Below are 25,161 nucleotides of genomic sequence, written 5' to 3'. Positions count from 1 at the left end.
CGATAGGGGCTGTGCGCGTATCAGATGCGCGCGGACTCCGTGCTGGCCATGGCTGGTGTCACCGGACCGCACCCTACCTGCGCGAGGTAGCCATCCAGCTTTGCGATATTGTGGGTGCTTACGATGGCACCAATGTAGCCATCCGGACGCACCAATACCCAATCGCCGATAACGGGGGCGTAGGCATCACGAAAGTGGTGTCCCTCGTCCAACATACCACCGCCTCGGCCAAAGGTATGGATTCGCAGGCCTGGGCGTTCTTGCACCGTGCTGTGCGGTGCCTCGTAGCCGAGCAACGTCCAATGTGCTCCTTTGAACAGGTCGAACAGCCGTGTCGGCCGGCCATCGGCATTCCGGACCGGCGCATCGGGGGCACGATCACCGGCCAGCAGGCCGCCAGCGCGTTGCGGTTGCTCCAGCGCCAGCGAAGACTCTGGATAACCGATATCGAGTTGGTGTACCGCGCGGCCGCGCCCCATCTCACCCCGTTTTGCCGCGTCGAGCAGCTTGGTTGCCAGACCGAGCATCTCAGCCGCAACCGGTCGGCGTTCCTCTTCATAGCTGTCGAGTAGCGTGTCGGGCGCTCCGCTGGCCACTGCTGCCAGTTTCCAGCCCAGGTTGTAGGCATCCTGTACGCTGGTATTGAGACCCTGGCCGCCGGTCGGCGGATGGATGTGGGCGGCATCCCCTATCAGGAACACGCGGCCGACGCGGTAACGGTCCGCCAGCCGGGCATTCATGTTGTACGCCGATGCCCAGGACACGGATTGGATATGGATGTCACCGCGACCTGTTCGTTGGGCCACCAAGGCCGCTAGCCCCTCAGCGGAAAGGTCGGTATCGCCTTCGAGCGGAATGGGGCCTTGTATCTGGAACAGTTCGGTACCGGCGAGCGGGCAGAACGAGATCTGCCGCGCCATATCACCGTCGCTGAAGCGGTGCCAGACATCGCGCGCCAGGCCCGTCAGCACCACGTCGGCCACCACGGCACGCACGCCCAGGGTCTTGCCCGGAAAGCCTATACCGAGGGCATGGCGCACCATGCTGCGCCCCCCATCAGCACCCACCAGCCAGCGCACGCGCAGTAGCGTCTCTTCGCCAGTCTTATCGACAAGACGCGCCGTGACGCCATCCATATCTTGTTCGAAGCCGATCATTTCGCGGCCAAATTCCACCCCATGGCCCAGTCCGCGCAGACGCTCGCGCATCACGCCTTCGGTCAGAAACTGCGGCAGCATCAGCGGTTGGCTGTAAGGCTCGGCCGGAGTGGGGTTTGCATGCTCCATCACTTCCGAGTCGGCAAAACTGCCGTCGTCGCGGTAGTGCCGTTCGGGTGGATAGGCACCACCGGCTGCGGCGATCTGGTCGAGCATCCCGAGATCTTCGAATATTTCCTGGGTTCGCGGCTGGATGCCTTTGCCCCGTGAACCGTGGAAAGCGGTGTCCATTTTCTCGATCAGGCGGAAGGAAATACCTCTACGCGCCAAGTCTATCGCTAGCGTCAACCCGGCCGCACCCGTGCCGCAAATCAGCACGTCGGTTTCAAATTGCTTTTCCATTTCTACTCCTATATGTGTAATATGCACATATGTTAGATTGGGTAAAAATGAACGTCAAGAACAAAGTGCAAAATACACACATAAATCCCCAGCTTCGCGATCTGCATGGGGCTTTGTTGGAGATCGTGGGTGTCATGAACCGACCCCAGCGTGACGAGGCGATGGTTCGGGAGGCGGGCATATCCCTCGACCGCGCGCTGTTTCCGTTGCTGGTTTTGGTGGAGCGCTTAGGCCCCATCGGCGTTGTGGAGCTGGCAGATCGGGTAGGGCGCGACTACACCACGGTCAGTCGGCAGGTTGCGAAGCTGGAAAGCCTCGGCTTGGTCGACCGCCAGGCCAGCGCCAGCGACCGCCGCATCCGCGCGGCTGTCATTACCGAAAACGGTAAAGCCATGACGGACCGCGTCGATGCTGCACGGGACAGGATGGGCCAGGCGATCTTCGCCACGTGGGACGCGCGGGATGTGGTGGATCTGGTGCGGCTCATGCGCAAGTTTGCCAACGACATCCAAGGGGACGCGCTGACTGCCCCAGAGTGACACGGATGAACGACATGCGGGCGCACCAGGCTGAGTCCTTTTCTGTGGTCTCCGTCTAGTGTTTCATAAGCTTCCCCAAAAGGCTGACAACTATCAGCCTTTTTTACGTCTGGATGGCGGGCAGCGTGCTTGCCATCGACTACCCTTGCCGCTCTCAAACGGGAGTCCGAGTGCGTATCCACAACATCTTCATCGCCTGCTGCCTGCTCGCAGCCGCCAGCCTGGCCCAAGCCGCCCAGATCACCCGTGTCTCGCCCCAGGGCGAGGTGGCCCGCATCCGCCAGGTGGTGGTGCAGTTTGATGGCAGCGCCGTCAACTTTGGCGACCCCAAGGCTCCGGCTCCGGCCACCTTGCAGTGCAACGACGCGCAGGCCAGCCAAGGATCAGGCCGTTGGACCAGCGACCGCGAATGGGCGTTCGAATTTGCCAACGACCTGCCGCCCGGCGTACGTTGCACGCTGCAGCCAGTTTTAGGCATCAAATCGGCACCTAGCGCATATTCCAAAAGCGCTAGCAGCTATAAATTCAATAGTGGTGGCCCGTTTGTGCAAAACATCCGTCCGTACGACGGTGGCGACCAGATCGACGAAGAGCAGTTCTTCACCCTCATGCTCAACGGCGCGGCCACGCTGGCCAGCGTGCAGGCCAATCTGTGGTGCGCGGTAGACGGCCTGGGCGAGCGCGTGGCCGTGCGCCTGCTGGACGGCAAGGACCGGGCCGAGCTGCTCAAAGCCCAGGGGCTGGACAAGGCCGCCGCCAAGGAGCCGCTGCGCTACCTCACCCTAGCCTGCAACCGCCGCCTGCCACCCAGTGCCACCGTGCAACTGGTCTACGGCAAAGGCGTGGCCACCCCCAGCGGCGTGCCCAATACGGTGGAAAAGCGCTTCGACTACACCGTGCGCGCGCCGTTTGCCGCCAACTTCAGCTGCGAGCGCGAAAACGCCCAAAGCGCCTGCCTGCCGATCCGCCCCATGCGCCTGGCCTTCAACGCGCCCGTGGCCCGCAAGCTGCTGGAAGGCATCAAGCTAAGCTCTGGCAAAGACACCCTCGCACCCACGTTTGACGCGGAAGACAGCGATAGCGAGGCCGTGGTCAGCAGCATCACTTTCAAAAGTCCGTTTGCCGAGCAGGCCAAGTACACGCTAACCCTGCCCGCAGGCTTCAAAGATGCCTCGGGCCGCAGCCTGGCCAATGCCAACAGTTTCCCGATGCAGGTGGGCACCGGGGCCATGCCGCCGCTGGCTAAGTTTGCCGCGTCGCCGTTTGGCATCGTGGAGCGCTTCGCCGAGCCCAACGGCGTGGCGCTGCTGCCGGTGACGCTGCGCAATGTGGAGGCCAAGCTGCAAGTGCAAGCCTTGAATGCTGAAAAGGGGAGCGCAGGCAAGGTAAGCACCCTGCAGCCCCGCAGCGACGCGGACATCATTGCCTGGTACGCCAAGGTGCAGCAGTTCGACAGCTACAACGTCAGCCGCAAGCTGGCCGCCGCCCAGGTCAAAGGCCCGCTGCCCAAGGTGCTGCCCGACGAAGGCAAGCAGTACGTGCAAAGCCGCATGCTGTCCCTGCTGCAAGGCCAGCCGGGGGTGAAGACGCTGGACCTGCCCCAGCCTGCGAGCGGCGACCCGCGCCCCTTCGAGGTGGTGGGCATCCCGCTGACCCCCGGCTTCCACGTGGTCGAAATCGCTTCGCAAAAGCTGGGTGCCTCGCTGCTGGACGAACGCCATGGCGGCAAACGCACCATGTTCGTCCGCACCTCGGCCCTGGTCACCAACCTGGGCGTGCACTTCAAGCTGGGCCGCGAGAACGCGCTGGCCTGGGTCACCACGCTGGACAAGGGCCTGCCCGTGGCCAACGCCCAGGTGCAGGTGTCGGATTGCCGGGGTAACGCCTTGGGCCACGCCACCACCAACGCCCAGGGCATCGCCTACCTGGACGGCATCAACCCCGAAGCTCCGAATTGTCAGGACGAGGGCCACTACAGCCAGGCTTATTTCGTCAGCGCCCGCAGCACGCAGGCGGGCGTGGAAGACATGGCCTTCACCTGGAGCGACTGGAACCGCGGCATCGAGCCCTGGCGCTTCAACCTGCCCACCAGCCGCAGCGCAGAGCCGGATGAGCGCGCCCACACCGTGTTCGACCGCATGCTGCTGCGCGCAGGCGAAACCGTGTCCATGAAGCACCTGCTGCGCACCGAGACCCGCAAAGGCTTTGGCCTGGCCGACACGCAGCCCGACACCCTGGTCATCACCCACGTTGGCAGCGGCCAGCAGACCAGCCAGCCCCTGGTCTGGCGCAAAACCGCCACCGGCGGGCAGAGCGCCGAAAGCACCTGGTCCATCCCACCCGCCGCCAAGCTGGGCGTGTACAGCGTGGAACTGAAGGGGCCGGGCGACGACAAGACCTTCAGCACCGGCCAGTTCCGCGTCGAAGAATTCCGTCTTCCGGTGTTGGAGGGCCGCGTCACCCCCAGCGACAAAAAACCGCTGGTCCACGCCACCAGCGTGCCGGTGGATGTGCAAATCAACTACGTGGCCGGGGGAGGCGCGGCCAACCTGCCGGTGCGCGTGTCGGCCTTGGTGCGCGGCAAATACCTGAGTTACAGCGACTTCGAAACCTTCAGCTTCGCCGCGCCACGCGGCAAGCGCGAGGCCGCCGGGGAGGGCGATGAGGAAGAAGCCACCGCCAGCGAAGACAGCCGCGTAGTGGCCGACAAGTTGCCGCTCACGCTCGACAAAAACGGCGCGGGCAAGACCACCATCGACAAGCTCACGCCCAGCCCGCAGCCGCAGGACTTGCTGCTCGAAGCCACGTATTCCGACCCCAACGGCGAGGTGCAAACCATCCGCAGCACCCAAACCTTGTGGCCCGCCGCCGTCATCGCAGGCATCAAGACCGAAGGCTGGGTGTCCACCAGCCAAAAGCTCAAGTTTCAAGCCCTGGCACTCGATTTGACCGGCAAACCGCAGGCCGACGTGGCGCTGGAAGTGCGCGCCACCGCCCGCATCGTCACCACCAGCCGCAAGCGCATGGTCGGCGGCTTCTACACCTACGACAACAAGACCAGTACCAAAGACCTGGGCGCAGTGTGCAGCGGCAAGAGCGACAGCCGCGGCCTGCTGCTGTGCGAAGCCGCGCTGAACGAGGCAGGCGAGGTGGAGCTGGTCGTCACCGCCAAAGACAGTGCGGGCAACCGCATCCAGGCCGCTGCGTCCGTGTATGTGACCAAGCAGGGCGAGCTCTGGTTTGGTGGCGAGAACCACGACCGCATGGACCTGCTGCCCGAGAAAAAGAGCTACCAGCCCGGCGAGACCGCCCAGTTCCAGGTGCGCATGCCGTTTCGCTTCGCCACCGCCCTGGTGGCCGTGGAGCGCGAGGGCATCATCCAGACCCAGGTGGTGCAGCTCAACGGGCAAGACCCGACGGTGCGGGTGCAGATCAAGGAAGGCTGGGGCCCCAACGTGTATGTGAGTGTGCTGGCCCTGCGCGGCCGCCTGCGCGAGGTGCCCTGGTACAGCTTCTTCACCTGGGGCTACAAGGCTCCGCGCGAATGGTGGACCAGCTTCTGGTACGAGGGTCGTGAATACGTGGCACCGACCTCGCTGGTGGACCTGAGCAAACCGGCATTCCGCCTGGGCGTGGCCGAAATCCGCGTGGGCACCCAAGCCCACCAGCTGGCCGTGAGCGTCAAGGCCGACAAGGAAAGCTACCCCGTGCGCGGCCAGGCCAAAGTGACGATCAACGTCAAACTGCCCAACGGCCAGCCCGCCGCCCACGCCGAAGTGGCGCTGGCTGCCGTCGACCAGGCGCTGCTGGAGCTGATGCCCAACAGCAGCTGGAACCTGCTCGACGCCATGCTGCAGCGCCGCGCCTGGGGCGTGGAGACGTCGACCGCGCAGATGGAAATTATTGGCCGCCGCCACTATGGCCGCAAAGCCGTGGCCGCAGGCGGCGGCGGGGGCCACAGCGGCACCCGCGAACTGCTGGAAACGCTACTGCTGTGGAACCCCAAAGTGCAGCTGGATGCCAACGGCCAGGCCACCGTGACCGTGCCGCTGAACGACGCGCTCACCACCTTCAAGATCGTCGCCGTGGCCGATGCCTCCACAGGTTTGTTTGGCACCGGCTCCACCAGCATCCGCGCCACGCAAGACCTGCAAATCATCAGCGGCCTGCCGCCCCTGGTGCGCGAAGACGACCAGTTCCGCGCCCAGATCACCCTGCGCAACACCACGCAAAAGGCCATGAAGATATTGGTTGCACCGCGCGCCACGCTATTGAATTTAGAGCAACAAACCGTGGATTTACCGGCGGGAGAGGCCAAAGAGGTTGCATGGAGCGTCACCGCTCCGGCACAACTCGCGCAAACCCGCGCCGAGGCCATCCTCTGGGAAATAGAAGCCAAAGACACCCTGGGCGGCGCGCGCGATGCCCTGAAGATCCGCCAGCGCATCATCCCCGCCGTGCCCCTGACGGTGCAGCAGGCCACCCTGGTGCAGGTGGATGGCACCTTCACGTTGCCGGTTGCGCCACCGGCAGATGCGCTGCCGGGCCGGGGCGGTTTGCGCCTGGCCTTGCAGCCCACCTTGGCCGAGGGCCTGCCAGGCGTGCGCGACTGGTTTGCCAACTACCCGTTTGCCTGCCTGGAGCAAAAAACCAGCAAAGCTATCGGCCTGCGCGATGCCAAGCTGTGGAACACCGTGGTCGCCCAGATCCCCAGCTACCTCGACAGCGACGGCCTAGCCAGCTACTTCCCGCCACGCGATGGCGAGGCGAATCGGGGCAGCGACACGCTCACCGCCTACCTGCTAGCCGCCTCGGACGAGGCGGGCGGTATCAACCTCGCCTTCGCCTTGAGCGACGAAGTTCGTGCGCCCATGGAGCGCGGCTTGATCGCGTTTGTCGAAGGCAAGATCCAGCGCGAATTCTGGAGTCCACGCAAGGATCTCGATGTGCGCAAATTGGCCGCCATCGAAGCCCTCTCGCGCTACGGCAAGGCCCAGGCCCGCATGCTGGGCAGCATCACCGTCGCCCCGAACCAGTGGCCCACCCACGCGGTGATCGACTGGCTCAACATCTTGAAGCGCGTGACCGACATCCCGAAGCGCGACGAGCGCCTGGCCGAGGCCCAGCAAATCCTGCGCGCCCGCCTCAGCTTCCAGGGCACCAAAATGGTCTTTAGCACCGAGCAAGACGACTACTGGTGGTGGCTGATGCACAACGGCGACGACAACACCGCCCGCCTGATCCTGGCCGTGCTGACCGACCCCGCCTGGAAGCCCGACATGGGCCGTTTAGCCAACGGCTTCATCAGTCGCCAGCAGCATGGCGCCTGGAGCACCACCACCGCCAACCTCTGGGGTGGCCTGGCGCTGGAAAAATTCAGCGCCCAGTTTGAAGCCACCCCCGTGGCCGGTGTCACCAAAGCCGCCCTGGGTGCCGCCACGGCCAGCGTGGACTGGAGCAAGGTAGACAGGGTGCCAGCCACCGATACGCCGCACCAGACCACCGCCTTCGGTGCGCCTGCGTCCCCCGGCAACCTGCGCAACAACCGCATGTTCCTGCCCTGGAGCAAGGACACTTTGAGCGTCACCCAGCAAGGTAGCGGCAAGCCTTGGCTCACACTGCAGTCGGTGGCCGCCATTGACCTGAAAGCCCCGTTCAATGCGGGCTACCAGATCAAGAAAACTATTCAACCGGTGGAGCAGGCAGTGAAGGGCCAGTACAGCCGCGGCGACGTGCTGCGCATCACCCTGGAAGTCAACGCCAGCGCCGACATGACCTGGGTTGCCATCACCGACCCCGTGCCCGGCGGTGCCACCATCCTCGGCAGCGGCCTGGGCCGCGACTCCGAAATAGCGACCCAGGGCGAAAAGCGCAGCGGCAGCGGCTGGCCCGCTTTTGAGGAACGCAGCTTCGAGTCCTTCCGTAGCTACTACGAGTATTTGCCCAAAGGCGTGGTCAAGATGGAATACACCATCCGGCTGAACAACGTAGGCGACTTTGCGCTGCCGCCTTCAAGAGTAGAGGCGATGTACGCGCCAGAGATGTTTGGCGAGTGGCCGAATGCGCGGGTGAAGGTGGTGGGGGTGGCTGGGGCGAAGTGAGGCCTGTTTGCCACAAGCTCCGCTTCGATCGATAATCCTTACTAATTTGAATATCGAAAGGAATCCATGTCCTACGCCACCCTCACCTCCAAAGGCCAGACCACCATCCCCAAGGATGTGCGCGACTCGCTGCAACTGCAGCCGCAAGACCAGCTCAGCTTCACCGTCATGCCCGACGGCAGCGTCATTTTGCGGGCCAAGAAGCGCAGCCTGGCGCAGTTGCAGGGGATTGCGGGCTACACCGGCCCGGTGATTCCGGTCGCGCAGATGCAACCGTGATCGGGCTGGACACCAACGTCATCGCCCGCATCGTGCTGGCCGATGATCCCGCACAAACCCGGCAGGCGCTGGCAGTGTTGGAGCAGGCGCAAGCAGCAGGCGAGGCCGTGGTGCTGGCTTTGCCCACGCTGCTGGAGCTGGAATGGGTGCTGCGCGCGGTGGCCAAGCTGCCCAAAGAAAATGTGCTGCGCGTATTCAAGAACCTGTTGGAAACCCAGGGCTTGCAGATTGACCATGAGGAAGTTTTGGAACAAGCCCTGTACGTCTTCGAAGCCCATAGTGCCGACTTCGGCGAATGCCTGTTCGCCGCCCAGTACCAACGCATGGGTTGCCGCACGATGCTGACGTTTGACAAAAAGGCGGAGCGCTTGGAGGGCGTGGAGTGGCTGGGTGCGGTATGAAGCAGCGTTTGGTTTATCGGTTTTCAATTGCTGCTATTTTAATAGCTGCTAGCGCAGGCGCCACCTACGCTACACCCACTTTTGACTCCATAAATTCCAGCTACCACCCCTCCGACACGCAGGTGCTCGACCGCCATGGCGAGCTGCTGCAACGCCTGCGCACTGATGCCTCTGTGCGGCGCGGCCAGTGGGTGGCGCTGGCGGATGTGTCACCCGCCTTGCGCACGGCTCTGGTGCTGAGCGAAGACAAGCGGTTTTTTGAGCACAGCGGGGTGGATTGGCAGGCGGTATCCGCCGCGGCCTGGGCCAATCTGTGGAACCGCAAAACCCGGGGTGCATCCACCATCACCATGCAGTTGGCCGGGCTGCTGGATGCCGATTTGAAGCCGAGTACGGGCGGGCGCAGCGTGGTGCAGAAGATCGGCCAGACGGTGTCGGCCCAAGCATTGGAAGGCGGCTGGCGCAAGGACCAGATTCTGGAGGCCTACCTGAACCTGGTGCCGTTTCGCGGCGAGCTGGTGGGCATTGATGCGCTGAGCCGCACCCTGTTTGGCAAAGCCGCCCATGGGCTGGACGCGCGCGAGGCGGCGGTGGCCGTGGCCCTGGTGCGCGCACCCAACGCCAAACTGGCCCAGCTCACCCAGCGGGCCTGCGGCGTGCTGCAGGCGGTGGAGGCCAAAGCCGATTGCACCGGGCTGGACATGTTCACCACCGCCGCCCTGCAGCGCAAGGCGTTCGACACCAACGAGGGCATTGCGCCGCACCTGGCCCGGCTGCTGGCGAAAGGTCCCCGCACCGTCACTACCAGCCTGCGCGCCCCACTGCAGCGCTTTGCTGTGCAAACCCTGCAGCAGCAACTGCGCGAGTTGCAGGGTCGGCATGTGGAGGACGGGGCCATCGTGGTGCTGGACAACGCCACCGGCGAGGTGCTGGCCTGGGTGGGTTCATCCGGCACGCTGAGTGCGGCGGCCGAGGTGGACGGTGTGACCGCGCTGCGCCAGCCTGGCTCCACGCTCAAACCCTTTTTGTACGCCGAGGCCATTGCCGAGCGCCGCATCACCGCCGCGTCGCTGCTGGAAGATGCCAGCACGCACATTCCCACCGCGGGCGGCCTGTACATCCCGCAAAACTACGACCACCAGTTCAAGGGCTGGGTGTCGGCCCGTACGGCCCTGGGCGCGTCGCTCAACGTACCGGCGGTGCGCACGCTGGTGATGGTGTCGCCCGATGCCTTTCACGACCAGTTGGTGGCGCTGGGCTTGCCGCTGAAGGAATCCGGCGGCTACTACGGCTACAGCCTGGCGCTGGGCAGTGCCGAGGTGTCGCTGCTCCATTTAACCAATGCCTACCGGGCGCTGGCCAATGGCGGGCGGGCCAGTGCGACCACGTTTACGCCAAACCCAAAACCCCACCCAACATCACAATCGCGCCCCGCGCTGGACCCACGCGCCGCCTTCATAATTACGGACATCCTGTCCGACCCCCTGGCCCGCGCCCGCACCTTCGGCAGCGACAGCATTCTGGCCACCCGCTTTTGGACGGCGGTCAAAACCGGCACCAGCAAAGACATGCGCGACAACTGGGCCGTGGGCTACTCGCAGGCCTACACGGTGGGCGTGTGGGTGGGCAATGCCAGCGGCGCGCCGATGTGGGACGTGAGCGGTACCACAGGAGCCGCACCCATCTGGGCCGCCATGATGCACTTCCTGCATGCCCGCCAGCCCAGCCGTGCGCCTGCGCCGCCCCCTGGCGTAGTGCAGCAGGCTATAGCTTTCGGTGGCACCGAGGCGGCCCGTAGCGAATGGTTTGTGCAGGGCACGCAGCAAAACCAGTTTGCTATGCATTCCGTAGCTACTTGCGTAGGTAATACATGCGCTAGCGGCCTAAAAAGCTTGGAAGATCGCCCGGCCCGCATCACCAGCCCCGCCACCGGCACCATCTTCGCGCTGGACCCCGACATCCCGCCGAACCGCCAGCGCGTGGATTTGCAGGCTATTGGTGCAGGCCTGCGCTGGTGGATCGACGGCAAGGCCTTCGCCCAAGGCCCCTCGGCCCAATGGCTGCCCTGGCCCGGCCGCCACGTGGTGCAGATCCGCAATGCGCAGGGCGCGGTGCTGGACAGCGTGCGGCTGGAAGTGCGCGGGGCGGGGCTGCGGTAACTTGAAATAAAAAAAGTGTTCGCCATGGAATTCAATGCCCTGTACCCCGAATTTTTGGTCAGCGATGTGGCGCAGTCGCTGCGGTTTTACTGCGACACGCTGGGCTTCAAAGTCGAATACGACCGACCCGAAGAGAAGTTTGCTTTTCTGAGTTTGGGCAGTGCGCAACTCATGCTGTTGCAGGACAACGCCAGTACGCATTCCAAGACCGGGGATTTGGACTATCCCCGGGGCAGGGGTGTCAATTTCTCCATCCGCGTGCCCCTTTTGGCACCGATCGAGGCCGCGCTGGCAGGCATGGGCCATCCACTGCGTATCCCGGTGCGGGACAGCTGGCATCGCGACGGGAATCGGTTCCATGGCGAGAAACAACTGTGGGTGATGGACCCGGATGGGTATCTGTTGCGGTTTTTCCAGTCCCTGGGCATCTCGGCCGAGTGAACGTCAGTCTGGCTGCGTGCTGCCCTGGAACTGGCTGGGCGACTGCCCGACCGCGGCTTTGAACATGGCCGCAAACGCGCTGTCGCTGGCATAGCCGCAGGCCACTGCCACTTGGCCCACGGGCACGCCGCGTGCCAACAGGGGCAGGGCGTGGGCCAGTACCGCCTGCTGCCGCCACTGTAAATACGTGGTGCCCAGCTGCTCGCGGAACAGCCGGGCCACCGTGCGTTCGCTGGCCCCGAAGTCTGCGGCCCAGGCTGCCAGCGTGGCCTGGCGGGCCGGGTCGCGCAGCACGGCATCGCACAGGGCACGCAGGCGCTTGTCGTGCGGCAGGCTGACGCGCAGGGTGTGGGTGTGGGCCAGGCCAATTTCTTCCAGGATCAGCAGCATCAGCGCGTCTTCGCGAGGGCTGGGCTGGGTGTCTTCCAGCGCGTGGATCAGGGCGCGCAGCAGTGGGCCGACGACCAGCATGCGGCAGCCCGCCCAGCCCGGTGGCGTGGCCGAAATATCCATGTAGACGGTGCGCAGGTGGGCGCGCTCCAGCACGGTGACGGCGTGCGGCATGTTGGCCGGAATCCACACCGCCCGTGACGGCGGCACGATGAAGCTGTTGTGCTGGCCTGCGTCGTTGGCCGTGACCTGCATCAGCCCGCTGTCACAGTAGGCCAGTTGCGCCCAGGCGTGCTGGTGCGGCTCGAAGTGCGTGTCCACCGGCAGGGTGCGGGCGCGGCTGCGCAGCGGGCGTTGCGGCGAGGGGGCGAAGCCGTTGACGTCGTCCAAATCAAGCGGTGTGATGGCGGGTTTGCGGGGCATGGCAGTGTTTGTCTGAAATTCGCTGTTATGTGTCTTTATGCAGTATTCCAGAAATTTACGGCCGCATCTACGATAGCCGCATGACTACTGCCAGCACCCCATTTCCCCCAGCTTCGCCATCCCCCAGCCTGCGCCAGGAGGCCGGTGTGATCGGCCTGGTGGGCGGGGCACACATGATCAGCCATTTCAGCCAGTTGCTGTTGGCCCCGCTGTTCCCCTGGCTGAAGGACGACTTCCACGCCAGCTATGCCGAGCTGGGGCTGCTGATGAGCATCTTTTTTGTGGTGTCGTGCGGGGTGCAGATGGCCTCGGGGTTTGTGGTGGACAGGTTTGGTCCCCGGCCTATTTTGTTTGCTGGGCTGGCGCTGCTGGGGCTGGCGGCGTTTGGGTTTTCCATCAGCACCAGCTACGCGATGCTGGCGGCTTTCTCGGTGCTGGCGGGTATTGGCAACGGCGTGTTCCACCCGGTGGACTACACCTTGTTGAACCGCAAGATCAGCGCGCCGCGCCTGGGCCATGCCTACAGCGTGCACGGCATTACCGGCAGCCTGGGCTGGGCACTGGCGCCGGCCATGCTGGTGCCGCTGACACTGGCGTTTGGCTGGCGCACTGCGCTGGCATGCGCGGGCAGTTTGGCCTTTGCGGTGCTGGCGGTGCTGTGGATCTACCGGGACTGGCTGGCCTTGCCGGTGCTGCCCGCGGGCAAGCCTGGTACGCCCCAGATGGAGGGCGGCAGCATGGGTTTCCTGCGCATTCCGGCGGTGTGGATGTGCTTTGGATTCTTCTTTTTTTACGCCATGGCCCTGAGCGTGGTGCAGGCCTTTGCCCCCGAGGCGGCACGTCAGTTGCACAACGTGCCGCTGGACTTGGTGGCGCTGTGCCTGTCGGTCTACATGCTGTGCAGCGCGGGCGGCATGGTGTTGGGTGGATTTTTGGCGGCAGACCCTGCGCGCTGCGAGCGGGTGATTGGCGTGGGCTTTGGCTTTGCCGCGTCGATTGCGCTGGTACTGGGTTTTGCCAACATGCCCGCGTGGAGCGTGCCAGTGCTGTTTGGGCTGATGGGTTTTGCCGCCGGCACGGGCGGGCCATCTCGCGACCTGATCGTCAAGCGCGCGGCACCGGCCAATGCCACCGGGCGGGTCTATGGCGTGGTGTATTCGGGGCTGGATATCGGCCAGGCGATTTCGCCGCTGCTGTTTGGCAGCCTGATGGACCACGGGCAGTTTGCCGGCGTGTTCATCGGCCTGGCCCTGGTGCAGGGCGTGCTGATCGCCAGCGCCTTCAATGTGCGCAAGGTGCGGCGCACGGTTTTGGTAGCGGCTTAAAATTTTATTAGAGCGCGTCGGCCTGTGCTTCGGGGGCGGCCTGCTGAAAAGCGGGTAGCGCCCGGCAGGCCGCGCCGATGCGGCGCACCTGGGGGTAGGCGTCTAGCGGCACCTGGAAACGTTCGGCGTTGTAGAGCTGTGGTACCAGGCAGCAGTCGGCCAGTGTGGGCGTATCACCATGGCAGAACGTGCCGGTGCGCGGGTCTTGCAGCATCGCCTCCAAGGCTTGGAAGCCCAGCCCCACCCAGTGGGTGTACCAGGCGGATTTGGCCTGCGTATCCAATCCTAGCGGGCCTTCCAGGTACTGCAGCACGCGCAGGTTGTTCAGCGGGTGCATCTCGCAGGCGATGAGCTGGGCCATGGCGCGCACCCGGGCACGGTCCGCGGCATCGGCGGGCAGCAGGGGCGGGGCAGGGTGCTGCTCGTCCAGGTACTCGATCATGGGCAGAGACTGGGTCAGCGTGACATCGCCGTCAACCAATACCGGCACCAGTTCGGCCGGGTTCAGCGCGGCAAACGCGGCCCCGTGCTGCTCACCGCCACCGCGCAGCAGATGCACTGGTACCGACTGGTAGGCCAGGCCCTTGAGCGCCAGCGCAATCCGCACCCGGTAGGCGGCCGAGCTGCGAAAGTAGGTGTGCAGCACCAGCATGGCTACATCGCCACTGCAGGCAGTACCGTGCCCCGGCATTCGCCAAAGCCGATGCGCCGAAAGCCCGCGCGCTCGCAATAAGCCCGCAGGATGACCGTATCAAAGTCTTCCAGGTAGCTGCGGGTTTCGCCGTTCGACAAGGCAATGGGCTGCTTGCCGCCTGCGCTCAACTCCATCAGCGAGCCGCCCTGCTCAGGGGCCGGGCCGGACAGCGTGCCGGTGCCGAACAGATCGCCCGTGCGCAGGTTGCAGCCGTTCACCGTGTGGTGCGCCACCAGCTGCGCCATGGTCCAGTACGCATCGCGGTAGTTGGACCGCGACAGCCGGTCGCCCGCATGGCCCGCGGCCTGCATCTGCGCTGTCTGCAGCCACACCTCTAGTTCAATATTGATAGCGCCCTGCGTAGAGTTTGTCTGCGCTTGAAGGTAATTTAATGCTTGAATATCGGTGTGGGCACGCTGCCAGGGTTCGCGGAACGGCTCCAACGCTTCCATCGTCACCACCCAGGGCGAGAGTGTGCTGGCGAAGTTTTTGGACAGGAACGGCCCTAGTGGCTGGTATTCCCAGGCCTGCACGTCGCGCGCGCTCCAGTCGTTGAACAGGGCCACGCCAAACACATGCGCCTCGGCGTTCTCCATGCGGATGGGCTGGCCCAGCGGGTTGGGGCGGCCCATGACCAGGCCCAGCTCCAGCTCGTAGTCCAGTTTGCGGCTGGGGCCCAGGGTGGGCGCGGCCTGGTCGGGGGCCTTGGTCTGGCCGTAGGGCCGGTGGAAAGCCGTGCCGCTGGGCACGATGCTGGAGGCCCGGCCGTGGTAGCCGATGGGAACCCATTTGTAGTTGGGCAGCAGCGGGTTGTCAGGCCGCAACTGCTTGCCGATGGTGGTGGCGTGGTGGATGCTGGTGTAGAAGTCGGTGTAGTCACCGATCTCGCAGGGCAGGCCCATTTCGACCTGTGCCTGGTCGTGCAGGGCGGACTGGAACGTGGCTTGCTGGGGGCTGCCGACCGCCAGGCCGTCCACCAGGGCCTGGCGCAGGCTGCGGCGTGCATCCGAGGGCTGCGCCATCAGCCGCTGCATGTCGCTGTGGGCGATCAGCCCGGCGGCGCGCAGGTCCAGCACCTGGTCGCCAATGGCCACGCCAATGCGCCAGTCGCCGTGCTGCCGGAAGCGGCCAAACGGCAGGTTCTGGATCGGGAAGTCAGTGGCAGTGTCATTGGCGGAGGTGACCCAACTTTGCAAATCGGCATCCATCATGCTGCCGACTCCCGGTGGTGCAAAAAGGCCGCATGCCGTGGGGCGCGTTTGGTTTGGGACCATTCCTCCAGCATGTCCCACTTCACGGCATCCAGGCGGGCCAGCATGGCGGTCTCTTCGGGGTCGGGGCAGGCCAGTTCCAGCCGGTGGCCATTGGGATCGAAGAAATAGATGGAGTGGAAGGCACCGTGGTCGGTGATGCCCAGCACATCCACGCCGTTGGACTCCAAATGGGCTTTGAATGCCAGCAGTTCAGCGCGGTCTTTGACGCGGAACGCAATGTGCTGCACCCAGGCGGGGGTGTTGGGGTCGCGCCCCATGGGCGGCTGGGTGGGCAGCTCGAAGAACGCCAGCACATTGCCCTGGCCCGCGTCCAGAAACACGTGCATGTAGGGGTCGGGGGCCTTCGTGCTGGGCACAAAGTCTTCGGCGATGGCCAGCACAAAGTCCATGTGCAGCATTTTTTGGTACCACAGCACGGTGGTCCGGGCATCAATGCAGCGGTAGGCAACGTGGTGGATGCGGTCGATTTTCATAAAAATCCTTAATCAGTTGAGGACAGAGCTAAAGATCTGTCCCGCAAGCTCACACAACTTCCAGCGCCCCACGGGTGATCTGGTCGCGTTCCAGGGATTCAAACAGCGCCTTGAAATTGCCCTCGCCAAAGCCTTCGTCGCCCTTGCGCTGGATGAATTCGAAGAACACCGGGCCGAGCTGGGTTTGCGAGAAGATTTGCAACAGCAGGCGGGGCACGCCACCGTCGGTTGATCCATCCATCAAAATGCCGCGCGTTTGCAGCTCTGTCACCGGCTGGCCGTGGCCGGGCAGGCGGCCATCGAGCATTTCGTAGTAGCTGTCGCTGGGCGCGGTCATCAGCGGCACACCGGCCAGGGCCAGGCGGTCCACCGTGGCTAGCAGGTCGTCGCAAATCAGCGCAATGTGCTGGATGCCTTCGCCGCTGAACTTCATCAAAAACTCTTCGATCTGCCCGCCACCCTTGCGTGCCTCTTCGTTCAAGGGGATGCGGATCTTGCCGTCGGGGGCGGTCAGCGCTTTAGAGGTCAGGCCGGTGTATTCGCCCTGGATGTCGAAGAAGCGGATCTCGCGGAAGTTGAATATCCGCTCGTAAAAGTGCGCCCAAAAGGCCATGCGGCCCCGGTAGACGTTGTGCGTCAGGTGGTCGATCAGCTGCAGGCCATGGCCCACCGGGTGGCGGTCTACGCCGGGGAGGAAGTCAAAGTCGATGTCGTAGATGGATTTGCCGTCTTCAAACCGGTCGATCAGGTAGAGCGGTGCGCCGCCAATACCCTTGATGGCGGGCAGGTTCAGCTCCATCGGGCCGGGGTGCAGCTCGATGGGCTGGGCGCCCAGCTCCAGCGCGCGGCGGTAGGCGAGGTGCGAGTCCTTCACCCGAAACGCCATGCCGCAGGCGCTGGGCCCGTGCTCGGCGGCGAAGAAACCGGCCACGCTTTTGGGTTCGCGGTTGACGATGAAGTTGATGGCCCCCTGGCGGTACAGCACCACGTCTTTGGAGCGGTGCTTGGCCACCAGGGTGAAGCCCATGCGCTCGAACACCGGCTCCAATACGCCGGGGGTGGGCGACGCGAACTCCACAAATTCAAAGCCCATCAGGCCCATTGGGTTGTCGAATAAAGCTGCCATGCTGTGTATCCTCGTGCTGTGAGGCCCATCATCCGGCAGGCAGCGCGCAGTTTTCAATCAACTTACAGCGTCCACTATGCGAACAACACAGGATTTCAGCGTCAAGGCCAGAACCCACGCAACGCTGGGGGAGCCCGCGCCATGATGGCCCTGCGGGGGCTGGCTTATCTGCTGCTGCTGCAGGCCGCCGGGGAGGGGCTGGCGCACTTCTTTCGGTTGCCGTTTCCCGGGCCGGTGGTGGGGCTGGTGTTGCTGCTTCCAGCGCTGGGCCTGGCCTGGGTGCGCGAGCCGGTGGCGGCTGCTGCGGAGCTGCTGCTGGCGCATCTGTCGCTGCTGTTCATCCCGGTCGGCGTGGGGGTGATCACCCACATGGCGCTGGTGTCGCAGTACGGCGTGCAGTTGCTGGTGGTGATTGTGCTGTCTACCTGGATTGGCCTGGCGGTGACGGCGCTGGTGCTGCGGGCCTTGCTGCGGGCCGACCCGGTGAAGGAAGAAGCCCATGGCTGATTTCGTCCAGCTCTGGGTGTTTTTGTCGGCTACGCCGCTGTTTGGCCTGACCGCCACGCTGTTGACCTATGCCGCCGCGCAGGCTGTGTATGACCGGTGCGGGCGTGCGCCCTGGGCCAATCCGGTGCTGTGGTCGGTGGTGGTGCTGGGCTGCGTGCTGCTGGCTACCCGCACGCCGTATCCGTCGTACTTTGCGGGCGCGCAGTTTGTGCATGTGCTGCTGGGCCCAGCCGTGGTGGCGCTGGCCTGGCCGCTATGGCTGCGCCGCGCGGAGTTGCGCAGGCGCGGCGTGGCCTTGACGGTGGCCGCGTTGGCCGGGGGCACGGCGGCAGCGGGCAGCGCGGTGGCCATCGCCTGGGCGCTGGGTATGCCAGGAGACGTGGTGCGTTCGCTGGCGCCTAAATCTGTGACCGCAGCGGTGGCGATGGGTATTGCCGAGCGCATCGGCGGCGTGCCCGCGCTGTCGGCGGTGTTTGCGGTGCTGACCGGCTTGGTGGGGGCCTTGTCGGGCAAGTACCTGTTCAACCTGCTGAAAATCGATGCCTGGGCGGTACGCGGCTTTGCGCTGGGCACCGCCGCCCACGGCATCGGCGCGGCGCGGGCACTGCAAGTGCACCCGGATGCCGGTGCCTACGCAGGCATCGCCCTGGGCATGCAGGCAGTGCTGTCATCGCTGCTGATGCCGCTGCTGTTTCGCTGGTGGGGCTGAGCGAAGTGGTGGGGGCGGAGTTACAAAACAATGGCTTTGTGTTGCACGTATTCGCCCAGCCCTTCGGCGCCGAACTCGCGGCCGATGCCGCTGTGCTTGTAACCCCCGAAAGGTGCGCGGAAGTCGGGTGCCGCAGCGTTGATTTCGAAGCTGCCGGTGCGAATGCGGCGGGCCACGGTCAAGCCTAGCGCGACATCGGCTGTCCACACCTGGCCGCTCAGGCCGAAGTCCGAGTCGTTGGCGATGCGGATCGCATCTTCCAGGCCGTCGTACGGAATCACGCACAAGACGGGGCCGAAGATTTCTTCGCGGGCGATCCGCATGCTGTTGTTCACATGGCTGAAGATGGTGGGGCGCACGTAGTTGCCGGTGGCCAGGCCCTCGGGTGTACCGGGCCCACCAAACACCACGGTCGCCCCCTCGCGGATACCCAGATCAATGTATGCGGCAACACGGTCCCGTTGCGCCTTGGAGACCAGCGGGCCGATGAAGGTCGTGGGCTCGCTTGGGTTACCCACTTTCAATTGCGAAGCCGCAGCGACCAGTGCCGACACGATTTCATCCTGCCGGGCGCGCGGCACCAGCAGCCGGGTCTTGCCCACGCAGGATTCACCGTTGTTGGCAAAGGCCGCTAGCACCATGTTCATGGCATGGGCCTGGATGTCGGCATCGTCCAGGACGATGGCCGCAGACTTGCCGCCCAGCTCCAGGCTGACACGTTTGAGCTGCGCGCCAGCGACAGCGGCGATGCGTCTGCCCGCAGCGGTGGAGCCGGTGAAGGCCACTTTGTCGATGCCGGGGTGGCTCACCAGGTATTCGCTGACATCCTTGTCCGCGGCCACAATACTCAAGACACCGGCGGGTAGGCCCGCTTCGTTAAAAAGTTCACCGAGGAACTGGCCATCCAGGGCGGTCTCAAGAGCCAGCTTCAGCACCACGGTGCAACCGGCCAACAGCGCGGGGAACAGTTTGGCCAGCGCCGACTGGTGTGGTGCATTCCACGGAATGATGGTGGCCACTACCCCGACCGGCTCGCGACGCCAAACGGTCTGGCTGCTTCCGTTGCCGCTGAGGCGCGTTTCCCAGCCATAGCCAGCCGCGGCTTGCAGATAGGCCGCGTTTTGCGCGGCGATGCCGCCATGGAGCAGGCGGGTGAACCACAGTGGTGAACCGTTTTCCAGCGCAGTAAGCTGGGCGAACTCTTCGGCCCGGGCGGCGTGTAGTTCGGCGAAACGCGCCAGCACCGCCTGGCGGGCAAGTGGCGCCATGTTGGGCCAGACACCGCTGTCGAAGGCGTTACGTGCTGCTGCCACTGCGCTGTCGATGTCGGCCCGGCTTGCCGTGGCAACTTGGCCAATGGGCGTGCCGTCATGGGGTGACACCAGGTCCAGCATGGAGCCGCCGCTGGATGCGAGGCGCTGGCCGCCGATAAAGAGTTTGTCGAAGACGTTCATTTCAGTTCCTTCTGCCTGGAAAACAGGCGTGGTGTGGGGGTGAATGGACTTTAGGAGTTGCCCATTGATCTGACTAGACTGATAATTCGGCATGGCTTGGTAAGCCATACAACACAATCGGAGCGCAGTTGAAGAGAAATAGCCTGCTTGAACTGAACGGCGTGGTGGCGGTGGCCACCCACCTGAGCTTTCGCAAAGCGGCGGCCGAACTGGGCGTTTCTCCGTCCGCGCTGAGCCAATCGGTTGCCGGGCTGGAAGAACAGATGGGCTTGCGCCTGTTTCACCGCACCACCCGCAGCGTGGCCCTGACCCAGGCCGGTCAGGATTTTTTGGACCGGGTGCGCCCTGCGCTGCAGCAACTCTCGGCGGCAATGGATGCGACCAATGCTTTCCGCGAAAAGCCCACCGGTACGCTGCGCATCAATTTATCCGAAGGTGCAGCCCGTTTGATCCTCGTGCCTACCATTGGCGAGTTCCTGCGGCGTTATCCGGACATGGCGGTAGAACTGGTCACCGAAGGGCGGCTGGTAGACATCGTCAAAGCCGGGTTCGACGCGGGCATCCGTTTCACTGAGAACGTGCCACAGGACATGATTGCGGTGGCCTGCAGCCCACCGCTGCGGCATGCGGTGGTGGCATCACCGAAGTATTTTGCGACGCGCACAAAGCCAGTCCATCCTGAAGATTTGAAATCCCACAACTGCATCCGCGCCAGGATGGCCAGTGGTGCGGTGTACCATTGGGAGTTTGCGCGCAACGGCGAAGCCTTCGAGGTGGATGTGCCCGGCGCATTGACGCTGGACAACCAAACCTTGATCGTACGCGCGGCGGTCAACGGGCTAGGTATTGGTTACGTGGCCGACTGGGCCGTGATGCCGCAGCTTGCAGCCGGTAGGCTGGTGCGTGTCTTGGAAGATTGGACACCGCCATCGCCAGGCCTGAGCCTGTACTACTCGGGTCGGCGGCATGTACCCGCAGGTCTTCGGGCATTTGTGAACCTGCTGCAGGAATCTGGCTTTCGCAGTGCAGACCCGGCATCACGCCAAACCTAGGCTGTTTTTTTCTGCTTTTTGAGTGGTCGGGGTGAGAGGATTCGAACCTTCGGTCTCTACGTCAAAAACGAAAAATTTGCGCTACAAAAGTTTAGGGAGAAAGTCTCCTATCCTAATAAAATCAATAGCCTAGCATAAGTGTCTGGAAATTTTCTTTCATTTTCCGTCGCTTTCTTATGCTTTCATCCAAGCTGATTTATGACAGTTTTGGCACAGTTTTTCGAACGCACGTAAAGAACTGGAAGTTCATGTCGGGTGAACTGAGTCGGAATAAAAGTTGGATCAATACAGTACATCGTATTCACCGGATCTCCTTCTGTGAGCGTATACCACGAACTTGGTCAGTTCAAAATGGTGGCCAAAGATGAAGTCGCCCAAGTGTTCAGCGTCTGAACCAAGACCATCGACAACTACATCAAGTAGGGGTTGTTACCTCACCCTGCGCAGACCGTTTGAGACGAACGGCATACACAACTGCCCGGCGAACCTCATCCTGTGGCTGCATTCGGAACCCGGCGGATGTGCACAAGCGGGAAATATTTACGCCACCTTAAGGCCAAGTTAATCAGGCCCTGGCAATACTGCGACCCATCTTTCCTTTTTGAATGTCCCCATGCGTCCCTTACTTGCGCCGGATTCCCTGGACGCACCTGTTTCCCTGCGCCACCGCCCGGTTTGGATTGCGCACTCTCCCATCTTGGACACGCCACGCGCCTGGCAGGAACCCGTCTGGGTGTCGTTGGCGATTCTGGTCTGGCTGGCGGCCACGGCCTGGGCGCGGCCCCTGATGCTGCCCGACGAGGGGCGCTATGTGGGGGTTGCCTGGGAGATGCTGGCATCGGGCCATTGGCTGACCCCCACGCTGGACGGCTTGCCCTTCTTCCACAAGCCGCCGCTGTTTTACTGGATCACCGCCGCGTCTATGTCGGTGTTCGGTGCCAACCCCTGGGCGGCCCGGGCGGCACCGCTGCTGGGGGCCTGGCTGGGCGCGGTCGCGTTGTATCTGTTTACCCGTCGCTGGGTAGGGCCGGTGGCCGCAGGCCGGGTGGCCGTGGCGATAGCGGTACAGCCGCTGTTTTTGATTGGCGGGCAGTTTGCCAATATGGATATGCTGGTGGCGGGCTGCATCACGGCCACCATCCTGGCGGCGGCGGATGTGGTGCTGCGTATGGAGCAGCAGCTGCCCTTTAAACGGTCGCTGGCCGCGGCCTACGCCCTGGCGGGCTTGGGGGTGCTGGCCAAGGGCCTAATCGGTGCCGCGATTCCCGGCCTGGTGATGGTGGTCTGGCTGGTGGCCACGCAGCGCTGGCGCAGGGTGTTGGCGCTGCTGTGGCTGCCGGGCTTGGGGCTGTTTTTGGCGGTGGCCGCACCGTGGTGTGTGGCCATGCAGCAGCAGTTTGCGGATTTCTTCCACTACTTTTTTGTGGTGCAGCATTTCCAGCGCTTTGTGGGCAGCGGTTTCAACAACGTCCAGCCGTTCTGGTTTTACCCAGCGGTGCTGCTGCTGTTCAGCCTGCCCTGGGCACCGCTGCTGTACCGGCTGGCTATCAGGGGCTATGGGGACCGGACGCCGCACGATCCGGTGCGCAGCCTGATGGGGGTCTGGTTGGTCACGGTGGTGGTGTTTTTCTCGCTGCCGCAGTCCAAGCTGCTGGGCTATGTGCTGCCGGCCGTGCCGCCCCTGGCCTACCTGCTGGCCGACAGTCTGACCACCTCGCAGCCCCTATCGCGCCGCATGCAAAACGCCTGGTGGGCCAGCAGCGCCATGGCGGCGGCGCTGGGTTTGGGCGCTATTGCCTGGCTGGCGGTGGTTCCGACCAAAAGCACGGCCGAAATCGCGGTAGCGTTGCAAAGCCACCGCGCGCCCGGCGAGCCGGTGCTGATGCTCCAGCACTATTTTTACGATGTGCCGTTCTATGCGCGCTTGCACGACCCGGTCATGGTGGTCGATGACTGGCAGGACCCGGAAATCCGCACCGAGGACAGCTGGCGCAAAGAGCTGGTGGACGCAGGCCAGTTCACCCCGTCCAAGGCAGCTGCTGCGCTGGTGGACGCCAGCCAACTGCGCGCGGCCCTGTGCCAGGCCCCGGTGAGCTGGGTCATCGGCCCGGCCCATGCCCTGGATACCTATGTGCAACCCCCGCAAGCGCAAGCGGTGCTGACTGAGCGCGGCACTACGCTGTGGCGGGTGGACGCGGTGTGTCCCGCTGCACCCTGACGCGCATGCCTTGCCCGTTGTCGCCCGGGCCAAACTCCACCACCAGACCGTGCAGGGCAGCAACCCGCTGCACGATGGACACCCCCAGGCCACTGCCGATTTCGGTTTGCCCCTGAGGCCGGTGAAAGCGGGTGCCCAGGCTGGCCAACTGTTCGGTGTTGAGCGGCGTGCCGTCGTTCTCCACCGCCAGGGCGTGCGGCGTGAAGCGCAGCGTCACCAGCGTGCCCTGGGGGGCGTAGCGCACGGCGTTGTCCAGCAGGTTGCGCAGCAGCACGGTCAGTAGGTCGGCATCGCCCTGCATCGGCAAGGCGGGCTGGCCTTCAGGAGGCCATTCGCAGGCCAGTTCGATGTGGCGGCGTTCGGCCAGCGGCAGGCAGTCGCCCATGGCCTGCGCTACCAGCGGCGGCCAGTCCACCGGGGTGGGGGGGAGTGCGGCGCTGCCCGAGCCCAGGCGGGCTTCCACCCGAGACAGGGCCAGCATTTGCGTTACCAGGCGGTCGGTACGGTCCAGGCCGGTGCTGAACTGGGCTTCGGCTTGCGCCCGCTCGGCCCCGCTGTGCGCGCGGCGGACCACGTCCCACTGGGCCCGCAACACCGCCAGTGGCGTGCGCATTTCGTGCGCGGCATCGGCGGTGAAGCGGCGTTCGCGTTCCTGGCTGTCGTCGATGCGGGTGAACAGGCCGTTCATCGCCACCAGCAGCGGCTGCAGCTCTGCCGGTGCCCGCAGCGGGGATAGGGGTTGCAAATCTTGCGCATTGCGGCCTTGCAGCTCAGCTGCCAGCGTGCGGATGGGCAGCAGCGCCTGCCGCACCGTCAAGGCCATGGCCAGCAGCAGAAACGGCAGCATTAGCAGCCAGGGCATGATCTGGCCGGTAGTGAGGCTGGCGACCAATTCTTGGCGTTCATGCACGCCTTGGCCGGCGGCTACCAGCCATTCGCCGTTGGACGAGGGCAGGTAATACACCCGCCAGGCGGTGCCAAACAGCTGCGTATCCACAAAGCCTGCCGGACCGGGTCGGCGCTGCAGGTGCATGCCTTCGCGGTCGGTTAAAACCAGTTGGCCCTGGGCGTTCCAGACCGCCACGGCCAGTTCGCGTGCATCGTTGTCCAAGGGGTCATGGGCTGCGAGCGGGATCGGCGCAGGCAGCGGGCCTGCGTATTGGCGGTTAAACACCGCCTGCACCTGGCGGGCCAGGCGGACCAGCTCGCCGTCGTAGAGTTCGTTGACTTCGTGCCGGGCACGGCTTACCGACACCCACAGGGTCACGGCCCACACCAGCGGTGCGCACACCAGCAAATACAGCAGCAAACGGCGTTGCAGGCTCATGGCCCGGTCTCGCCCGAACCCAGTGCATAGCCCACGCCGCGCAGTGTGCGCACAATGGCCGGATCGATCTTGCGGCGCAGGTGGTGGATGTGCACCTCCAGCGTATTGCTTTCGGGCTCCGCGCCGCTCCAGTCGTACAGTTTTTCTTGCAGGTGGGCTTTGGACAGCACACGTTGCGGGTGTTTCAGCAGGGCCTCCAGCAGGGCCAGTTCACGGCCTGTCAGCTCAACGGTTTCGCCCTTCCAGCGCACTTGCTTGCTGGCCGGGTCGTATTCGAGCGCGCCGTGCTGCCACACCGACTGGGCCCGGCCCGAGGTGCGGCGCATCACCGCCCGCAGGCGCGCCGCCAGCTCGTCGATGGAGATAGGCTTGACGAGGTAGTCGTCGGCCCCGCCATCCAGGCCGGTGATGCTGTGCGCCGCGCCGTCGCGGGCCGTCAGGATCAGCATGGGCACGGCCACACCCGCGTTGCGCCAACGCGCCAACCAGACCAGACCATCCCCGCCGGGCAGGCCCAGGTCCAGCACCACGGCATCAAAGTTCGTGGCCGCCAGGGCCGCATCGGCCTGCGCACCATCGCCAAACCAGTCCACCACATGCCCAAGTTGGCGCAAGCCAGTGGCCAGGGCATCGCCCAGTAAAAGGTCGTCTTCCACAATCAATACGCGCACGCAAACCCCTAAAGCACCCCAAGGGTGCCGTCACCATTA

Annotated in this window: 20 protein-coding genes; 11 read left to right on the top strand and 9 right to left on the bottom strand. The window is 64.3% G+C overall.

Features of this window, described 5'->3' with window-relative positions; translation table 11 throughout:
* Positions 1 to 20 precede the first annotated feature (20 nt).
* Complete coding sequence (locus tag AC097L_RS05500) at positions 21 to 1,559, bottom strand: FAD-dependent oxidoreductase (protein WP_479585256.1); 1,539 nt, start codon at positions 1,557 to 1,559, stop codon at positions 21 to 23.
* A gap of 47 nt (positions 1,560 to 1,606) precedes the next feature.
* Between AC097L_RS05500 and AC097L_RS05495 the strand changes: the two genes are divergently transcribed.
* The 6 genes from AC097L_RS05495 (at position 1,607) to AC097L_RS05470 (ending at position 11,479) form a co-directional block, all read left to right on the top strand.
* The gene (locus AC097L_RS05495; RefSeq protein WP_479585252.1) at positions 1,607 to 2,098 is read left to right on the top strand and encodes a MarR family winged helix-turn-helix transcriptional regulator; all 492 of its coding nucleotides are present in this window, start codon (positions 1,607 to 1,609) and stop codon (positions 2,096 to 2,098) included.
* A gap of 170 nt (positions 2,099 to 2,268) precedes the next feature.
* Positions 2,269 to 8,199 carry an alpha-2-macroglobulin family protein gene (locus AC097L_RS05490; RefSeq protein ID WP_479585249.1) on the top strand — a complete coding sequence of 1,977 codons (5,931 nt, stop codon included), beginning with the start codon at positions 2,269 to 2,271 and terminating at the stop codon, positions 8,197 to 8,199.
* Between the two features lie 66 nt (positions 8,200 to 8,265).
* Entirely contained in the window at positions 8,266 to 8,478 is a 213-nt protein-coding gene (locus tag AC097L_RS05485; protein WP_479585246.1) for an AbrB/MazE/SpoVT family DNA-binding domain-containing protein, read from the top strand.
* On the top strand, positions 8,475 to 8,879 hold the full coding sequence (locus AC097L_RS05480) for a PIN domain-containing protein (RefSeq protein WP_479585243.1): 405 nt from the start codon (positions 8,475 to 8,477) through the stop codon (positions 8,877 to 8,879). Before AC097L_RS05485 ends, AC097L_RS05480 begins: the two co-directional genes overlap by 4 nt.
* Entirely contained in the window at positions 8,876 to 11,038 is a 2,163-nt protein-coding gene (gene pbpC, locus AC097L_RS05475; protein WP_479585239.1) for a penicillin-binding protein 1C, read from the top strand. Before AC097L_RS05480 ends, pbpC begins: the two co-directional genes overlap by 4 nt.
* 24 nt (positions 11,039 to 11,062) lie before the next feature.
* The gene (locus AC097L_RS05470; protein WP_479585236.1) at positions 11,063 to 11,479 is read left to right on the top strand and encodes a bleomycin resistance protein; all 417 of its coding nucleotides are present in this window, start codon (positions 11,063 to 11,065) and stop codon (positions 11,477 to 11,479) included.
* 3 nt (positions 11,480 to 11,482) lie between these two features.
* Here AC097L_RS05470 and AC097L_RS05465 read toward each other — a convergent pair whose 3' ends face one another.
* Complete coding sequence (locus tag AC097L_RS05465) at positions 11,483 to 12,292, bottom strand: AraC family transcriptional regulator (protein WP_479585232.1); 810 nt, start codon at positions 12,290 to 12,292, stop codon at positions 11,483 to 11,485.
* Between the two features lie 80 nt (positions 12,293 to 12,372).
* On the opposite strand from AC097L_RS05465, the gene AC097L_RS05460 reads away from it, so the two are divergent.
* Positions 12,373 to 13,617, top strand: coding sequence for an MFS transporter (locus tag AC097L_RS05460; RefSeq protein ID WP_479585229.1), 1,245 nt, complete (start codon positions 12,373 to 12,375; stop codon positions 13,615 to 13,617).
* Positions 13,618 to 13,624: 7 nt separating this feature from the next.
* On the opposite strand, the gene maiA is transcribed toward AC097L_RS05460, so the two are convergent.
* Genes maiA through hppD form a run of 4 tightly spaced genes read right to left on the bottom strand, consistent with a single transcriptional unit; the run spans position 13,625 to position 17,184 of the window.
* The gene (gene maiA / locus AC097L_RS05455; protein ID WP_479585225.1) at positions 13,625 to 14,269 is read right to left on the bottom strand and encodes a maleylacetoacetate isomerase; all 645 of its coding nucleotides are present in this window, start codon (positions 14,267 to 14,269) and stop codon (positions 13,625 to 13,627) included.
* 2 nt (positions 14,270 to 14,271) lie between these two features.
* Positions 14,272 to 15,522, bottom strand: a complete 1,251-nt coding sequence (gene fahA / locus AC097L_RS05450; RefSeq protein ID WP_479585222.1) for a fumarylacetoacetase — start codon at positions 15,520 to 15,522, stop codon at positions 14,272 to 14,274.
* Positions 15,519 to 16,058, bottom strand: coding sequence for a VOC family protein (locus AC097L_RS05445; protein WP_479585219.1), 540 nt, complete (start codon positions 16,056 to 16,058; stop codon positions 15,519 to 15,521). The genes fahA and AC097L_RS05445 overlap by 4 nt, the downstream gene beginning before the upstream one ends.
* A 49-nt stretch (positions 16,059 to 16,107) precedes the next feature.
* Positions 16,108 to 17,184, bottom strand: coding sequence for a 4-hydroxyphenylpyruvate dioxygenase (gene hppD / locus AC097L_RS05440; protein ID WP_479585216.1), 1,077 nt, complete (start codon positions 17,182 to 17,184; stop codon positions 16,108 to 16,110).
* A gap of 141 nt (positions 17,185 to 17,325) precedes the next feature.
* Between hppD and AC097L_RS05435 the strand changes: the two genes are divergently transcribed.
* Together AC097L_RS05435 and AC097L_RS05430 are read left to right on the top strand one after the other, a co-directional pair.
* Positions 17,326 to 17,691: a CidA/LrgA family protein gene (locus AC097L_RS05435; RefSeq protein ID WP_479585213.1), complete on the top strand. Its 366-nt coding sequence runs from the start codon at positions 17,326 to 17,328 to the stop codon at positions 17,689 to 17,691.
* A complete protein-coding gene (locus AC097L_RS05430; protein WP_479585211.1) occupies positions 17,684 to 18,400 on the top strand; it encodes an LrgB family protein in 717 nt (238 codons plus the stop codon). Before AC097L_RS05435 ends, AC097L_RS05430 begins: the two co-directional genes overlap by 8 nt.
* Positions 18,401 to 18,420: 20 nt before the next feature.
* On the opposite strand, the gene AC097L_RS05425 is transcribed toward AC097L_RS05430, so the two are convergent.
* Complete coding sequence (locus AC097L_RS05425) at positions 18,421 to 19,854, bottom strand: aldehyde dehydrogenase (protein ID WP_479585209.1); 1,434 nt, start codon at positions 19,852 to 19,854, stop codon at positions 18,421 to 18,423.
* 128 nt (positions 19,855 to 19,982) lie between these two features.
* Between AC097L_RS05425 and AC097L_RS05420 the strand changes: the two genes are divergently transcribed.
* Both AC097L_RS05420 and AC097L_RS05415 read left to right on the top strand, forming a co-directional pair.
* The gene (locus tag AC097L_RS05420; protein ID WP_479585207.1) at positions 19,983 to 20,906 is read left to right on the top strand and encodes a LysR family transcriptional regulator; all 924 of its coding nucleotides are present in this window, start codon (positions 19,983 to 19,985) and stop codon (positions 20,904 to 20,906) included.
* A 613-nt stretch (positions 20,907 to 21,519) separates the two neighbouring features.
* Positions 21,520 to 23,124: a glycosyltransferase family 39 protein gene (locus tag AC097L_RS05415; protein WP_479585203.1), complete on the top strand. Its 1,605-nt coding sequence runs from the start codon at positions 21,520 to 21,522 to the stop codon at positions 23,122 to 23,124.
* Here AC097L_RS05415 and AC097L_RS05410 read toward each other — a convergent pair.
* A complete protein-coding gene (locus tag AC097L_RS05410) occupies positions 23,081 to 24,451 on the bottom strand; it encodes an ATP-binding protein (protein WP_479585201.1) in 1,371 nt (456 codons plus the stop codon). The genes AC097L_RS05415 and AC097L_RS05410 overlap by 44 nt on opposite strands.
* Positions 24,448 to 25,122 (bottom strand): response regulator, encoded by a 675-nt coding sequence (locus AC097L_RS05405; RefSeq protein WP_479585198.1) that lies wholly within the window; start codon positions 25,120 to 25,122, stop codon positions 24,448 to 24,450. Before AC097L_RS05405 ends, AC097L_RS05410 begins: the two co-directional genes overlap by 4 nt.
* Positions 25,123 to 25,161 lie beyond the last annotated feature (39 nt).

Source organism: Rhodoferax sp. RT5P35 (assembly GCF_056521385.1).
The sequence above is the reverse complement of the archived record's forward strand: the minus strand, read 5'-3'. Positions and strand labels throughout refer to the sequence as shown.

What these genes read in the sequence shown, in the direction of transcription:
- AC097L_RS05435 (WP_479585213.1), top strand. Translation starts at nt 17,326, where the DNA reads ATGATGGCCCTGCGGGGGCTGGCTTATCTGCTGCTGCTGCAGGCCGCC.
- pbpC (WP_479585239.1), top strand. Translation starts at nt 8,876, where the DNA reads ATGAAGCAGCGTTTGGTTTATCGGTTTTCAATTGCTGCTATTTTAATA.
- AC097L_RS05485 (WP_479585246.1), top strand. Translation starts at nt 8,266, where the DNA reads ATGTCCTACGCCACCCTCACCTCCAAAGGCCAGACCACCATCCCCAAG.
- AC097L_RS05430 (WP_479585211.1), top strand. Translation starts at nt 17,684, where the DNA reads ATGGCTGATTTCGTCCAGCTCTGGGTGTTTTTGTCGGCTACGCCGCTG.
- AC097L_RS05410 (WP_479585201.1), bottom strand. Translation starts at nt 24,451, where the DNA reads ATGAGCCTGCAACGCCGTTTGCTGCTGTATTTGCTGGTGTGCGCACCG.
- AC097L_RS05445 (WP_479585219.1), bottom strand. Translation starts at nt 16,058, where the DNA reads ATGAAAATCGACCGCATCCACCACGTTGCCTACCGCTGCATTGATGCC.
- hppD (WP_479585216.1), bottom strand. Translation starts at nt 17,184, where the DNA reads ATGGCAGCTTTATTCGACAACCCAATGGGCCTGATGGGCTTTGAATTT.
- AC097L_RS05495 (WP_479585252.1), top strand. Translation starts at nt 1,607, where the DNA reads ATGAACGTCAAGAACAAAGTGCAAAATACACACATAAATCCCCAGCTT.
- fahA (WP_479585222.1), bottom strand. Translation starts at nt 15,522, where the DNA reads ATGATGGATGCCGATTTGCAAAGTTGGGTCACCTCCGCCAATGACACT.
- AC097L_RS05465 (WP_479585232.1), bottom strand. Translation starts at nt 12,292, where the DNA reads ATGCCCCGCAAACCCGCCATCACACCGCTTGATTTGGACGACGTCAAC.
- AC097L_RS05470 (WP_479585236.1), top strand. Translation starts at nt 11,063, where the DNA reads ATGGAATTCAATGCCCTGTACCCCGAATTTTTGGTCAGCGATGTGGCG.
- AC097L_RS05415 (WP_479585203.1), top strand. Translation starts at nt 21,520, where the DNA reads ATGCGTCCCTTACTTGCGCCGGATTCCCTGGACGCACCTGTTTCCCTG.
- AC097L_RS05460 (WP_479585229.1), top strand. Translation starts at nt 12,373, where the DNA reads ATGACTACTGCCAGCACCCCATTTCCCCCAGCTTCGCCATCCCCCAGC.
- maiA (WP_479585225.1), bottom strand. Translation starts at nt 14,269, where the DNA reads ATGCTGGTGCTGCACACCTACTTTCGCAGCTCGGCCGCCTACCGGGTG.
- AC097L_RS05425 (WP_479585209.1), bottom strand. Translation starts at nt 19,854, where the DNA reads ATGAACGTCTTCGACAAACTCTTTATCGGCGGCCAGCGCCTCGCATCC.
- AC097L_RS05500 (WP_479585256.1), bottom strand. Translation starts at nt 1,559, where the DNA reads ATGGAAAAGCAATTTGAAACCGACGTGCTGATTTGCGGCACGGGTGCG.